Annotated in this window: 13 protein-coding genes; 8 read left to right on the forward strand and 5 right to left on the reverse strand. The window is 67.8% G+C overall.

Features of this window, described 5'->3' with window-relative positions:
• Positions 1-15: 15 nt before the first annotated feature.
• A complete protein-coding gene (locus tag GONAM_RS04225) occupies positions 16-1,110 on the forward strand; it encodes an LLM class flavin-dependent oxidoreductase (protein ID WP_006865537.1) in 1,095 nt (364 codons plus the stop codon).
• A gap of 56 nt (positions 1,111-1,166) precedes the next feature.
• Positions 1,167-2,408 carry a cation:proton antiporter gene (locus GONAM_RS04230; protein ID WP_006865538.1) on the forward strand — a complete coding sequence of 414 codons (1,242 nt, stop codon included), beginning with the start codon at positions 1,167-1,169 and terminating at the stop codon, positions 2,406-2,408.
• Here the strand turns inward: GONAM_RS04230 and GONAM_RS04235 are convergent.
• Positions 2,362-3,408 (reverse strand): PHP domain-containing protein, encoded by a 1,047-nt coding sequence (locus tag GONAM_RS04235; RefSeq protein ID WP_006865539.1) that lies wholly within the window; start codon positions 3,406-3,408, stop codon positions 2,362-2,364. The genes GONAM_RS04230 and GONAM_RS04235 overlap by 47 nt on opposite strands.
• Positions 3,409-3,498: 90 nt before the next feature.
• Complete coding sequence (locus GONAM_RS04240; protein ID WP_006865540.1) at positions 3,499-3,843, reverse strand: histone-like nucleoid-structuring protein Lsr2; 345 nt, start codon at positions 3,841-3,843, stop codon at positions 3,499-3,501.
• Between the two features lie 1,094 nt (positions 3,844-4,937).
• Between GONAM_RS04240 and trhO the strand changes: the two genes are divergently transcribed.
• The 6 genes from trhO to GONAM_RS04270 all read left to right on the forward strand — a co-directional run bounded on the left by trhO (position 4,938) and on the right by GONAM_RS04270 (position 10,421).
• Positions 4,938-5,783 (forward strand): oxygen-dependent tRNA uridine(34) hydroxylase TrhO, encoded by an 846-nt coding sequence (gene trhO, locus GONAM_RS04245; protein ID WP_006865542.1) that lies wholly within the window; start codon positions 4,938-4,940, stop codon positions 5,781-5,783.
• Positions 5,771-6,835: a CobW family GTP-binding protein gene (locus GONAM_RS04250; protein WP_006865543.1), complete on the forward strand. Its 1,065-nt coding sequence runs from the start codon at positions 5,771-5,773 to the stop codon at positions 6,833-6,835. Before trhO ends, GONAM_RS04250 begins: the two co-directional genes overlap by 13 nt.
• Before the next feature lie 219 nt (positions 6,836-7,054).
• Entirely contained in the window at positions 7,055-8,080 is a 1,026-nt protein-coding gene (locus GONAM_RS04255; RefSeq protein ID WP_040535381.1) for an N-acetylmuramoyl-L-alanine amidase, read from the forward strand.
• 33 nt (positions 8,081-8,113) lie between these two features.
• On the forward strand, positions 8,114-9,037 hold the full coding sequence (locus tag GONAM_RS04260; protein WP_006865545.1) for an SDR family oxidoreductase: 924 nt from the start codon (positions 8,114-8,116) through the stop codon (positions 9,035-9,037).
• Positions 9,034-9,813, forward strand: a complete 780-nt coding sequence (locus GONAM_RS04265; protein ID WP_006865546.1) for a fructosamine kinase family protein — start codon at positions 9,034-9,036, stop codon at positions 9,811-9,813. Before GONAM_RS04260 ends, GONAM_RS04265 begins: the two co-directional genes overlap by 4 nt.
• 50 nt (positions 9,814-9,863) lie before the next feature.
• Complete coding sequence (locus tag GONAM_RS04270; RefSeq protein ID WP_006865547.1) at positions 9,864-10,421, forward strand: nucleosidase; 558 nt, start codon at positions 9,864-9,866, stop codon at positions 10,419-10,421.
• Positions 10,422-10,514: 93 nt separating this feature from the next.
• Here the strand turns inward: GONAM_RS04270 and GONAM_RS04275 are convergent, their stop codons facing one another.
• From GONAM_RS04275 to GONAM_RS04285, 3 genes are read right to left on the reverse strand one after another with little or no spacing between them, the layout of a single operon-like run.
• Positions 10,515-11,459 (reverse strand): DUF6542 domain-containing protein, encoded by a 945-nt coding sequence (locus GONAM_RS04275; protein ID WP_040535384.1) that lies wholly within the window; start codon positions 11,457-11,459, stop codon positions 10,515-10,517.
• Between the two features lie 4 nt (positions 11,460-11,463).
• On the reverse strand, positions 11,464-12,693 hold the full coding sequence (locus tag GONAM_RS04280; protein WP_006865549.1) for a DNA recombination protein RmuC: 1,230 nt from the start codon (positions 12,691-12,693) through the stop codon (positions 11,464-11,466).
• Between the two features lie 55 nt (positions 12,694-12,748).
• Complete coding sequence (locus tag GONAM_RS04285) at positions 12,749-13,330, reverse strand: methylated-DNA--[protein]-cysteine S-methyltransferase (RefSeq protein WP_006865550.1); 582 nt, start codon at positions 13,328-13,330, stop codon at positions 12,749-12,751.
• Positions 13,331-13,355: the final 25 nt, after the last annotated feature.

Here is a 13,355-nt window from a genome sequence, read left to right on the forward strand (position 1 = left end):
AGGGAAGTCTGATCGATGAGCCATTTCCACTGGTTCCTGCCCACCGCCGGTGACAGCCGCGGGATAGTCGGAGCATCACATGCCTCGGCCACCAAGCGACATCCACCCGGCTACCGTGCCCCGGAGCTGCCGTACCTGATCGACGTCGCGCGTACGGCCGACCGGCTCGGGTACGAGAGCGTGCTGACCCCGACCGGCACCTGGTGCGAGGACGCCTGGCTCACCACCGCGGCGGCGATCACCCACACCGAGAAGTTGTCGTTCCTCGTCGCGTTCCGGCCGGGACTGATCTCGCCGACGCTCGCGGCCCAGCAGACCGCGACCCTGCAGCGCTTCTCCGGTGGCCGAGTGGCGGTGAACATCGTGACCGGTGGCGACGAGGTGGAACAGCGCCGGTTCGGCGACTGGGTCGACCACGACCGCCGTTACTCGCGCACCGACGAGTTCCTGCAGATCGTCGAGCGCCTGTGGGCCGGTGAGACCGTCGATTTCGACGGCGAGTTCTACAAGATCGCGGGGGCGTTCCTGCCCGACCCGCCCGAGACGAAGCCTCAGATCTTCTTCGGCGGGTCGTCGGACCCGGCGCTGAGTGTCGCGGCCGCCCGCGCCGAGGTGTACCTGACGTGGGGTGAACCGCCGGCGGTGGCGGGGGACAAGATCGCCGAGGTCGCCCGACGCGCCGCCGCGCAGGGCCGGACGCTGGAATACGGTGTGCGCCTGCATGTGATCGCACGAGAGACGTCCGAAGAGGCGTGGCGGGTCGCCGACGCCCTACTGGCAGGCATCAGCGACGAGGAGGTCGCGACCGCGTTCGCACTGCACTCGGGCTCGGATTCGACAGGTCAGCGCCGGATGGCGGAACTCCACGGCGGCCGGCGCGATGCCCTCGAGATCCATCCGGGACTGTGGGCCGGGGTCGGACTGATCCGCGGGGGAGCCGGTACCGCGCTCGTCGGCAGTTACGACGAGGTCGCCGCGCTGATCGGTGAATACGAGGCGCAGGGCTTCGAGCACTTCATCCTGTCGGGTTATCCGCACATCGAGGAGGCACACTGGTTCGCCGAGGGAGTCCTCCCCGTCCTCCGGGAAAGGGTGAACGCTCTGGCGTGAACTCCGACGTCGTGGCGACGGGATGAATCCGGAGGCGGCGTGCCACGATATTCGTCATGATCCTTGCCGAGTCCGCGACGACCGACACCTCGGTGATCGTGTCGCTGTTCTGGATCGTCCTCATCGCCGCGGTGTGCCCGCTGCTGTCGAGGCTGTCCCGCGGGTACGTTCCCGACGCCGTTCTGCTGCTGGTGTTCGGCATCGTGATCGGTCCGCACGCGCTCGACTGGGCCGACCGCACGGGTATCGACATGCTCAGCCAGCTCGGCCTGGGAATGCTGTTCCTCCTCGCCGGCTACGAACTCGACCCGAAGCTGTTGAGCGGCAGGTCCGGTCGCGTCGCCCAGGCGTCCTGGATGGTGAGCCTGCTCATCGCCTGGGGGTCGGTGGCCCTGGTTGCGACGACCCTCTCGCTGGGGTTGAGCGAGGCCGGCTTCACCGCGCACATCGCGATCGCGATCACCCTCACCTCCACCGCCCTCGGTACGCTGCTGCCCATCATGAAACAGGCGGGCCTGGCCGACACCCGGCTCGGGCGTGCGGTGATGGCGCATGGCGCGGTCGGCGAACTCGGTCCGGTGCTCGCCATGTCGCTGTTGCTGACCAGCCGTAGTTTCGGCGGCGCGGTGATCGTGCTGGTGCTCTTCGTCCTGGCCGCGCTGCTGATAGCCGCTGCCCCACAACGCATCCTCGCGCGTATCCCCGCCATCGGACGGGCCATCGCCGAGATGGCCGGGGGCACTGTGCAACTGCCGGTGCGCGTCGTCGTCCTGTTGCTCGTCTCGCTCATGACGGTGGCCGCGGTCTTCGACCTCGACGTGGTGCTCGGCGCCTTCGCCGCAGGACTGATCCTCCGCCGGCTCATCGGGCCGGAGCACCCGCATGTCGGCAAGTCGCTGGAGGTGATCGGGTTCGGCGTGCTCATCCCGATCTTCTTCGTCACCTCCGGCATGAACATCGACGTGTCGGCGGTCGCGTCCAAGCCCGGGACGTGGGTGGTCCTGGTGCTGGCCATCGCGATCGCCCGCGGCGTCCCGGTCTGGTTCAGCGCGCGCTACCTCGACGACGGCCATTTCCTGAGTCACCCGCGTGAGCGGACTCAGCTGGCGCTGTTCGCCGCGACCGGTCTGCCGATCATCGTGGCGGTCACCGAGGTCGCGGTGTCCTCCGAGCTCATCTCCGACGCCCTCGCCTCCACCCTGGTGGCCGCCGGCGCGACGACGGTCCTGTTGTTCCCGCTCGCCGCACGGCTCATCGGGAAGTCCACTCCAGCAATCGTTCCGACGACCACGTCGTGACGATCCGGTCCGGGTCGATGTCATGCTCCACGGCACGACGCGCACCCAGGACCTTGAACTCGAGCTGCCCGGGTGCATGCGCATCGGAGTCGATCGCGAACAGGCAGCCGGCCTCGATCGCGATCTCGATCAGCTCGTCGGGCGGGTCCACCCGCTCGGGGCGCGAATTGATCTCCACGATCGTGTCGTTCGCCGCGCACGCCTCGAAGACGGCACGGGCGTCGAAGGTCGACGGAGGCCGGTGGCCGCGCCCGCTCAGCACCCGACGGCCGGTGCAGTGCCCGAGGACGTGGACGCGCGGGTCGGAGACCGCGTTGACCAGACGGGTCGTCATCGCGTCGTGGTCCATCCGCAGGCGTGAGTGCACCGAGGCCGTCACGATGTCGAGGCGCTCGATCATCTCGTCCGACTGATCGAGTGCACCGTCGTCGAGGATGTCGATCTCGATACCACGAAGCAATCGAAAACCGTTCTCGTGCAGACTGTTCCATTCGTCGATTGCCGCGATCTGCGACGCGAGCCGTTCGGCGCTCAACCCGTTGGCGACGGTCAGCCGAGGGGAGTGGTCGGTGATGGCCAGCCACTCATGGCCCATGGCCTGTGCGGCCGCGGCCATCTCGTCGATGGGCGCCCCGCCGTCGCTCCATTCGGTGTGTGCGTGGAGATCGCCGACGACTGCGGTGACCAGTTCGTCGGCACCGTTCGGCGGGTAGGCCGGGTCTTCGTCCTGCAACCGGGCGAGATAGTCCGGAACCTGGCCGTCGACGGCCTGTCCGATGACGGCCGCCGTCGTCTTGCCGATCCCTTTCACCGTGGTGAGGGTCCGACCAGACGCCCGGTCCCGCAGGTCGTCGGGAGAGAGTCGTGCGGCGGCCTGGGCGGCGCGTCGGAACGCCTCCACCCGGTAGCTGCTCTCCCGCCGCTGTTCGAGGAGCCAGGAGATGCGGGCGAGCGCCTCCACCGGGTCGACCGGTGCGGCGAGCGGTTCGAGCGGCTTCACGGCTGCACCCCACAGACGACTACCGCCCGGCGCACGAGTGCAGCCGGGCGGTGGTTCGGTACGGGCGAGGAGATCCTCACGCGTGACCGGTCAGTGTGCGGCCTCGAAGGCCTCGATGATGCTCTGCGGGATACGGCCGCGGTCGCTGAGTTCGTAACCCTCACGAATCGCCCATTCGCGGATGGCCTTGGTGGTCTCCTTGTTGCGCCCGCCGCCGGTGGCTGCGGTGGTGGCCGTCGCACGCTTGGCCACCCGGCCGGTCTGGCGCGAGATGTCGAGGTACTTCGAGAGCGAATCACGGAATTGCTGAGCGTGCTTCGACGAAGTGTCGAACTCGTAATTCTTGCCGTCGAGTGACCATCGGACAGTTTCGTACTGATCCAAAACCTTGCCGTCGAGATCGTCGATGACCTGAACGATTTCCTTCTTCGCCATGAAACGCTTTCCCCTCGATTTGTGTCATGCGACCAACTCGGCCGTGGGAGGTCTATTAAACCTTATCCACCCCGTTTTGATCTATTCTTTCGGTGCACAGCTTAGACCCGAACTATGAGTAGCCGCTGAGAACCCCCGCCTAGACCCTAAAGTATCGAAATGGCTCAGGGAAGTCGGGGCGCGAGAATTCTTAGGGAGTGGGCACTGTGCTGCTGTTAGTTGACCGCGGTCGGGGTGTCCCGGTCCGGGTGGTGGCCCGGGATGTCCGAGTTGGTGAAGTGACCGTCGTCGCGTCTCGGGCTGATTCGTCGGATTCTTCCGGGGAGAGTGCCACCAAAGACTCGGGCGCGCGATCGGCGGCGTAGATGGTCCGGTATCCGCTTTCGGTCACCGAGAATCCCGCTTTCGAGCGCGATTCGAGACAGAACAGGCCGACTGTCTCCACGAGGCAGGAGAATCGGGAAATCGAAATCGTGCGTCCATAGTCGACTATTGATGACCGATAGAGGACCGGATAGCGATTGGAGCAGGCGCCGCGCTGCGGACCGTCCGAACTGAGGATTGCGTAATCGGGCGCCCAGTCGCAGGAGGCCGGCTCCGACGACGGACGGGTGGGTCGCGTCGAGGGCCCGGCGTCGCCGCCCTCGTTGATACGGCAGGCCAGCGACGACCTCCCGTTGGTGCCCGTCGAACAATTGACCGATCGATCGGGAGTGGAGAAATGGAAGCCCGACGAGTCCTGTATCGGTGAATCAGGAGTGACCGAACCCTGATGAAAGCGTGAATTGTCGACGCGGGGAGCCATCGCGACGACTCGGCCAATTGTCCAATCGGGCAGATTCTGTGCGGTGTCCTCACCCGTGGTGGTTGTTGTCGATGCCGACTCGACCTCGGTGAGGGTCGACAGTTCGTCGGTCGGCGGAATGACGATTCGTGAAGGCGCGGTGTCGGTGGGTAACGAACATCCCGCAACGGTGACGATTGTCGCCGTGATCACGATCGCGAACGACCCGCAGATCTTGCGGCCGAAATGAGCCGGGCGACGGCGGGGGACGGGTACGGGCCGCCGTGATCTATTTCCGTACCCTTGCATTGTGTCGACCCCCAAGATCGTTCTGTTCTACGTCTTCGTCCCGCTGCCCGATCCGGAAGCCATTCGGTTGTGGCAGCTGTCGGTCTGCGAGTCGCTCGGGTTGCGGGGCAGGATCATCGTGTCACGACACGGAATCAACAGCACCGTCGGTGGCGACATCGCCGCAGTCAAACGCTACGTCAGGGCGACCCGTTCGTACCCCGGGTTCGCCGACGCGGACATCAAATGGTCGGACGGCACCGGCGACGATTTCCCGCGCCTGAGTGTGAAGGTGCGGCCGGAGATCGTGACGTTCGGAGTTCCGGACGAGATCGTCGTCGACGAGAACGGCGTGGTCGGCGGGGGTGCCCGGTTGACGCCCGAAGAGGTGCACCAACTCGTCGACGAGCGCGGCGACGAGGTCGTCTTCTTCGACGGCCGCAACGAGATCGAGGCGCAGGTCGGTCGGTTCGACGGTGCCGTGGTGACCAAGGCGCAGACCACCCGCGACTTCATCCCGCTGATCGAGAGCGGTGCCTACGACCACCTCAAAGACCGTCCGGTGGTCACCTACTGCACCGGTGGCGTCCGGTGCGAGGTTCTCAGCACGGTGATGCGCAACCGCGGATTCAACGAGGTCTACCAGCTCGACGGCGGCATCGTCCGCTACGGCGAGCGCTACCGCGACGACGGACTCTGGCGAGGATCGCTCTACGTCTTCGACAACCGGATGAGCACCGAGTTCTCCGATCACGCCGAAATGCTCGGGAAGTGCGTCGAATGTGGCGCGTCGACGAACAACGTGGCGAACCATCCCGATCGAGAGGGTCGGGACCTCGCGGTGATCTGCCCGGCATGCCTGGGGTGAGTGCGTCCCGATCGGCTCGGCCGCCGGTTCCGGTGATCGTCGTCGCCGGCTTCCTCGGTTCGGGCAAGACCACGCTGCTCAATCACCTGCTGCGCACCGCGGGTGCCACCGGCACGCGCCTGGGTGTGCTGGTCAACGACTTCGGCTCGGTCAACATCGACGCCCTGCTGGTGTCCGCACAGGTCGACGGCGCGGTGAGCCTCAGCAACGGGTGCATGTGCTGCACGGTCGACGCCGACGGCCTCGCCGACGCGCTGACCTCCCTCGTCCGGCCGGGCGCGAAGATCGACGCGATCGTCATCGAGGCCAGCGGTATCGCCGAACCCAAGTCGCTCATCCGGATGGTCACCGCGGTGGCGGATCCCAGGGTCCGCTACGGCGGTCTGGTCTACGTCGTCGACGCCGCCCACATCCACACGCTGCGCGAGGAACACCCAGAGGTCGACGCGCACATGGCGATTGCCGATCTCATTCTGGTCAACAAGGCCGACCTGATCTCCGATTCGGACCTGAGGGCCGTCGAAGAGGTTGTGGCGCAGATGAATCCCACCGCGGCCGCGCTCGTGACGCGCGAGGCCCGCGTCGACCCCGCCCTGCTGTTCGACATCGACGAGGCGACCGCCGACGACGAACCCCGAAGCGGCCAACTGACTCTCGACGAACTGCTCCTCGAGGAGCACGACCACTCCGACCACCAGCATCTGCACGCCGGGTACGAGGCGGTCACCTTCCGAAGCGACGAACCCCTTGACCCGCGTCGGCTCGCGCGGTTCCTGGAGAGGCCGCCGAGCGGCTGCTTCCGGATCAAGGGCATCGTGCATTTCGACCTGCCGCGGTACCGGCAGAAATTCGTCGTCCACGGGGTGGGCGGTTTCGTCCGGGTCGAGCGCGAATCATGGGAGTCCGAGACGCCGTCGACGGAGCTCGTCGCCATCGGTCGAGGCCTCGACCCCGACGCCGTGCGCGCCGAGTTGCAGGCGGCGATCGCGCGGCCGGAGGACGCAGCGGACGAGCACGGCATCCTCAGCGTCCTGCGACACGTGCACGCCTGAGGGCGTCGCCGCGACACGTGTGTCGTGGATCACGCGACACGCCGGTTGCGATGTCACATCTGGCTAACGAAATCCAGAACGTCCAGGTCTCCCATTTCGCAAACTCCGCGAACCCTGTTTCACTGTTAAGTCTGTTACCAGTGTGACCGATGGTGTCTAACGGGAGGAGTGAGGCGAATGATCGGTGCTGAAAAGCGTGGTCGACGCCTCGAAACGCCGATGTTCCAGAAGATGATGAAGAAGCGCATGATGACGACCGCCTTCGCCGTGACTGCGGTGGCGTCGACCGTGATGGCGACCAACCTGGTGGTGGCACCGGCGCAGGCCGCGCCCGCCCGCGGAGCCGCACTCGCGGGGAAGACGATCTTCCTGGACCCGGGCCATCAGGCGAGCGCCGGCGGCCGCAGCCTCAACGCGCAGGTGCCCGACGGACGCGGCGGCAAGAAGGACTGCCAGACGACCGGCGCCACCGGGGTGAACGGTGCGCGGGAGCACACCGTCAACTGGCAGATCAGTCAGCTGGTGAAGGCCGGGTTGGAAAGCCAGGGGGCACGCGTCGTGCTCAGTCGGCCCGACGACCGCGGCTGGGGCGGTTGCGTGGATGAGCGCGCCGCCGCGGCGAGCCGTTCCGGGGCAGCGGTGGCGGTGAGCCTGCACGCCGATTCGACGAGCCGCGGAGCCGACAGCGCCAAGAAGGGCTTCCACATGATCGTGCCCTCGCTGCCGATCCCGGACCCCACCGTCAACCGCGTGCAGTCGGGTGAGGGGCGCAAGGCGTCGAACGTCATGCGCGATTCTTTCCTCGCCGCGGGCTTCCCGTCGGCCAACTACGCCGGCGTCAGCAACGGCATCCAGACCCGGCCCGACATCGCCGCGGTCAACCTGACCAAGGTGCCCGCGGTCTTCATCGAGATGGGCAACCTGTCCAACCCGGCCGAGGCGGCCGCCCTGGCCGGACGCGACGGCCAGCTGAAGTACGCGATGGCCATCACCGACGGCATCCTGAAGTACGTCAACGGCAGTGCGGCCACCGGCGCCGCACCCGCACCGTCGGTGCCGCCGGCCGACGACGCCAGTGGGCTGTCCGTGGTGATCCCGTTCGTCCAGCAGCTGCTCGCCACCGAGGAGCCCGAAGCCGTCGTGCAGCTACTGGCGACCCAGGGCCAGGACGTGTCGGCGCAGGTCCTCAAGGCGATGCTGACGATTCTGTACGGCCTGTTCGACGGGAAGCTGCCGATCGGCTGAGTCTGTCCGTCTCCGGCGACTAACCTCGGCCCCATGGGCATTCGAGACCTCCTGGTGATGGACACTCCGGTGCCGTCATTGCGTGGACGCAAGGTACTGATCACCGGCGCGGCGAGTGGGATCGGGCGCGCCACCGCCGAAGCAGCCGCGGCGCAGGGCGCCGAACTCGTGCTGACCGATCTGCACGCCGACCAGCTCGACGAGGTGGTCGCCGAGATCCTCCGCGCCGACGGCACCGTCCTGTACCACGTAGCCGGAGACGTCTCCGACTACGACTGGGTGGCCAACTTCGCGCGGCAGGTCGACGCCGAGGTCGGCGTGATGGACGTCGTGATGAACATCGCCGGGATCTCGGCGTGGGGCACGGTCGAGAATCTCGAACACCGGCACTGGCGGTCGCTGGTCGACGTCAACCTGATGGGCCCGATCCACATCATCGAATGCTTTGTGCCACTGATGGTCCGACGCGGCGCCGGTGGTCACGTCGTCAACGTCTCGTCGGCCGCCGGCCTGCTCGCCCTGCCGTGGCACGCCGCCTACAGCGCGAGCAAGTTCGGGATCCGCGGCGTCTCGGAGGTGCTCCGATTCGATCTGCGACACCACAACATCGGGGTGTCGCTGGTATGTCCGGGCGGGGTGGACACGCCGCTGGTCGACACCGTCGAGATCGTCGGGGTCGACCGCAACGATCCGCGAGTCAAGGCCGCCATCAACAACTTCCACAAGATCGCCGTGTCACCGGAGACGGCGGCCGCAGCGATCCTCAAGGGAATCCGCAAGAACCGCTTCATGGTCTACACCTCCTTCGACATCCGATTCGGCTACTGGTGGGCGCGGAAGTTCGCGCTGCCCTACGAGATCGTGATGCGGGTGGCCAACGACCGGTTCGACAAACTCGCACGGATCAGCGGCACCAAGCTCGAGGAACGGGCGCGCGATCACCATTCCGCACAGTGAGTCGCGTCTTCCGTAAGACGCTGCGGGGCAGCGGTCCGCCGGGAGGTCATCCCGACTTCTTCGCCGCCGAGGCGGCCGGTCTGCGCTGGCTCGCCGACGCCGGGGCCCCGGTGGCGAAGGTGCTGGCCGTGAGTGAGGACGCCATCGAACTCGAGAAGCTCGACACGGCCCGTCCCGACCGCGCAGCGGCCCGAGCGTTCGGTGCGGTGTTGGCGAGCATGCACGACGCGGGCGCCCCGCGGTTCGGTTCGCCGCCGACCGGCTTCGACGGCCAGTTGTTCATCGGACGACGCCCGCTGAGCTCCATCGAGTACGACTCGTGGGGCGAGTTCTACGCCCGCGAACGCGTCGAGCCCTACCTGCGTCCGGCACTAGAGGCAGGCAACCTGACCGCTTCGGACGCCGACGCCGTCCACGCCGCCTGCGAACTCATCGCGAATAATGCCCTCGACGACGCCGAACCCGCCGCCCGCATCCACGGCGACCTCTGGAACGGGAACGTGATGTGGACCCCGGCTGGCGTCGTCCTGATCGACCCCGCCGCGCACGGAGGTCACCGCGAGACCGACCTCGCGATGCTCGCGCTCTTCGGCTGCCCGCTGCTCGACGAGATCATCATCGGATATCAGGAGACGCATCCGTTGGTCCCCGGCTGGGAGGACAGGGTCGAGGTCCATCAGCTACACCCGCTCGCGGTGCATGCAGCCGGACACGGCCCCGGGTACGGCACCGCGCTCGGCCGGGCGGCTCGGAGTGTCCTCGACGCTCACGCGTGATCGGGGCACGCGATAATCACCTGGTGTCTGATGACGATGTGCGGAGCGGCGTGTCCGGAAGTGTCCTGATCGTGTCGGCGACCCGAGCCGAGGCGCGGCACCTTCCCGCGGGGTCGCGGTTGCTCGTCACCGGTATCGGCAAGGTCCGGGCGACGATGGCGTTGAGTCGAGAACTGGCCGTCGGTGCAGCTGTCCGACAGATCATCAACATCGGCACGGCGGGTGCGCTGCGGGACGGCGTCGTCGCTCCCGGGCGCGATCTGTTCATCCCGTCGGCGGTGCTCGAGCACGACATCAGCAGCGCCGAACTCCGGGCCATGGGCTACGACATGACCGACCGCTGGGAACTTCCGGACGGCGACGGCACGGTGCTCGCCTCGGGGGACACCTTCGTCGCCGACCCGGTACGACGCGCCGAACTCGCCCGTCACGCGGACCTCGTGGACATGGAGGGATGCGCGGTCGCCCATGTCAGCGCCCAGTTCGGCATCCCGTGCCGGCTCGTCAAGGCCGTCACCGACAACGCCGACGAGGGCGCGATGGAGTGGCCCGATCTGGTCGATGCCGCGGCCCGCAAACTGGCGCAGTGGATCGAACTCAACGTCTGACGGTCGACGCCAACCGCAGCAGAATCGACGGTTGAGCGCTGCGGCGCAGGCTGTAGCGGCGCGCGTCAGGGGAGGTGGCGATCCTGCTCTACGTCAGGAGCGGGTGTCGGCGACGTCGGCCGGACCGGCGTCGGTGGCCGACTCGTACGCCTTGAACCCCGACGGTGCGGCATCGGGACGAGCCGTGTCCGCCGGACCCGAGAGCGGGGCATCCGAGGGGGTGAGATCGGGTGCGGCGAGATCCGCGACCGTCGGACGGCCGGGGGTCGGGGTCCGCTGGGCGGTCCGTTCGGCAGTCGCCGTGCGTGCCGAGGTGGCGGGCCGCTCGGATGAGGCCGGTCGTTCCGATGCCGAACCGGGGCGGGACCGTTGCGGCCGCGACCGGTTCGACGGCGACTTGGTGGCCGGTGCGGCGCCGGTCTGTGCGGAGCTGGTCTGTGCGGAGCTGGTCTGTGCGGAGCCGGACTTGGCCCGACGATGCCTGGTCGGGCGCTCGTTCGGCTCCTCGGTCTTCGGGCGGTCGGTCTTGTCCTTGCCGGCGTTCCTCGATGTGCTGCGGGAACCGGTCGGCTTTCCGCGGCCACCGGAGTTCTTGTCGTCGTCGCCGCGGGTCAGGAACCACCGGACCAGCACCAGCGCGAGGGTCACGAGGAACACCGTCAGCATCCAGGGGAAGTCCGCGGCGATCGGCAGCAGCACCTTGAAGATCAGACTCTTCAGGCCGGACGACGCCTGTTCGGAGTTGAGTCCGTACAGCGTGACGATGCTGACGAAGAACGCGATCAGCGGTGGCTGGGCGGCGGCGGTGAACAGGGCGCGGCGACGCACGGCGAGGGCGGCGAGAACACAGCCGACGAGGTAGCAGAACTTGTAGATCCCGCCGAGCGAGTCGTTGCTGCCGGCGTCGATCGCCGCTCCGAGGGCCGTGATCCCGGTTGCCAGGACAACGGCACCCCACCACGGCACACCGCGGACCGCGGGCAACACGGACTGCTGGTCCAGTGGTACCGCGGTCTGTAGACGTTGCGGGGAAGGCACATGGTCACGGTACCGGTTCATCGGCGGAAAACGCTCCACCGCCGGCACGTGGCGTGGACGCGGCCGCCGATGTCGTCGCAGGTGTTGCCGCGGATCCGGCGGACCGGCAGGTGTCGTGGATCACCCGGGGTCGCGGCGGTTCGGCGGCGTCGCCCAGGGCATCGAGTTCGGCCAGGCGGCGTGCGGTGACGCCGAGCCGGCTCTCCACCGATCCGATGGTCGAGTTGTACGCGTCGACCGTGCGCTGCAGCGACGTGCCCAGCGAACCGAGATGCCCGAGTACGCCGGCGAGACGCTGGTGCAGTTCCATACCGAGCCCATGGATGACCGCGGCATCGCGGGCCATCGCATCGTGGCGCCAGCCGAGGGCGACGGTCCGCAGCAGGGCGATGAGGGTCGTCGGGGTGGCGATGACCACATTGCGGCCGAAGCCGTATTCGAGGACCTCCGGATCGGTGCGCACCGCGGCCTCGAGAACCGCGTCGGCCGGAAGGAACAGCACAACCATCTCCGGGGTGTTCTCGAAGGCCGTCCAATAAGCCTTGGCCGAGAGCCGCGCGATGTGGGCACGCAAAGCCCGGGCGTGCTCGCCGATCAGACGGTCTCGTGCCTTGGCCTCGGTGGCCTCCGCTGCCCGCAGATAGGCGTCGAGAGGCACCTTCGCGTCGACGACGATGTCGCGTCCGCCCGCGAGGTGGACGACGAGGTCGGGCCGGACCGTGGTTCCTTCCTTCGTCTTGTCCGGCAGCGACACCTGGGTGCTGAAGTCGCAGTGCTTGGACATCCCGGCCAGCTCGACGACCCGTTCGAGCTGCACCTCGCCCCAACGGCCGCGCGAATGGGAACTGTGCAGCGCGTTGGCGAGCTGGCGCGTCTGGTCGTTGAGCGCGACCGACGCCGCGTGGATGCCGCGAACCTGCTCGGTCAGTCCTGCATAGGCGCCGATCCGGTTGGACTCGACCCGCCGCAGCTCGTCGGAGAGCTGCGACAGCGTGGCGCGCAGCGGTTCGACGATGTGCTGCACCTGGCTGCCGATGGCGGTGGACTGCCGTCGGGCCGCATCCTCGGTGGCCCAGGACAAGGACGACGCCACGTCGGAACGACCCTCGCGCAGCATCTCGACCTCGGCCCGAGCTGCGGCCACCACGCCGGCACTCCGCGCGGCATGCGCCCACCAACCGAGCGCGATACCGAGCAGGACGCCGAACACGAGTGACAGGGCTGCTGCGATCATGCCCCGATGGTGTCGGATGCCCCCGACAAAATCTTCTGACCTGCGTCGGGCCGGTTCAGTCCGCGGCGGGAGCCTCGAAATCGAGCAGCCACTTCTTGGTCTCCAGCCCGTAGCGGAAGCCGCCCAGCGACCCGTCGCTGCGCTTCACCCGATGGCACGGAACGAACAGTGCGGCGGCGTTGCGGGCGCACGCGGTTGCCGCAGCACGGACGGCGGCCGGCTCGCCCGCCCGCTCGGCGAACTCGGTGTAGGTGACCGGCCGGCCCGGTTCGACGAGGCGCAGGGCGTCCCACGCCTTGTTGAGGAAGGTGCCGCCGGAGAGCTGGACCACCTCGACCCGCGACGGTGCGTCGACCTCGCCCTCGTAGTACGCGGTGACGGTGTCGGTGAGACTCCCGAGGGTCTCGGAGCGCTGCAGGGTTTCCGGCCGCAGCGAGCGGTGGATGAGTGCGGCGAGATAGGCCGGGTCGTCGGTCCATCCGGAGGCGAGGACGCGGTCGGCGTGGTCGGCGATCACGGTGAACGGGCCGTTGGGGGTGTCGACGGTGGCGTATCCGCCGGTGGAGACGGTGGTGATCGGGTCGTCGGAGACGGTGGCAACCGTGGCGTCGGAGATGGTGGGGGACGGTGCGGACATGTCGCTCCTGTCGGGTCGGGGTTCG

It is taken from the genome of Gordonia namibiensis NBRC 108229, assembly GCF_000298235.1.
Classification (GTDB): domain Bacteria; phylum Actinomycetota; class Actinomycetes; order Mycobacteriales; family Mycobacteriaceae; genus Gordonia; species Gordonia namibiensis.

What these genes read in the sequence shown, in the direction of transcription:
- GONAM_RS04260 (WP_006865545.1), top strand. Translation starts at nt 8,114, where the DNA reads ATGGGCATTCGAGACCTCCTGGTGATGGACACTCCGGTGCCGTCATTG.
- GONAM_RS04255 (WP_040535381.1), top strand. Translation starts at nt 7,055, where the DNA reads ATGTTCCAGAAGATGATGAAGAAGCGCATGATGACGACCGCCTTCGCC.
- GONAM_RS04280 (WP_006865549.1), bottom strand. Translation starts at nt 12,693, where the DNA reads ATGATCGCAGCAGCCCTGTCACTCGTGTTCGGCGTCCTGCTCGGTATC.
- GONAM_RS04225 (WP_006865537.1), top strand. Translation starts at nt 16, where the DNA reads ATGAGCCATTTCCACTGGTTCCTGCCCACCGCCGGTGACAGCCGCGGG.
- GONAM_RS04250 (WP_006865543.1), top strand. Translation starts at nt 5,771, where the DNA reads ATGCCTGGGGTGAGTGCGTCCCGATCGGCTCGGCCGCCGGTTCCGGTG.
- GONAM_RS04230 (WP_006865538.1), top strand. Translation starts at nt 1,167, where the DNA reads ATGATCCTTGCCGAGTCCGCGACGACCGACACCTCGGTGATCGTGTCG.
- GONAM_RS04240 (WP_006865540.1), bottom strand. Translation starts at nt 3,843, where the DNA reads ATGGCGAAGAAGGAAATCGTTCAGGTCATCGACGATCTCGACGGCAAG.
- GONAM_RS04285 (WP_006865550.1), bottom strand. Translation starts at nt 13,330, where the DNA reads ATGTCCGCACCGTCCCCCACCATCTCCGACGCCACGGTTGCCACCGTC.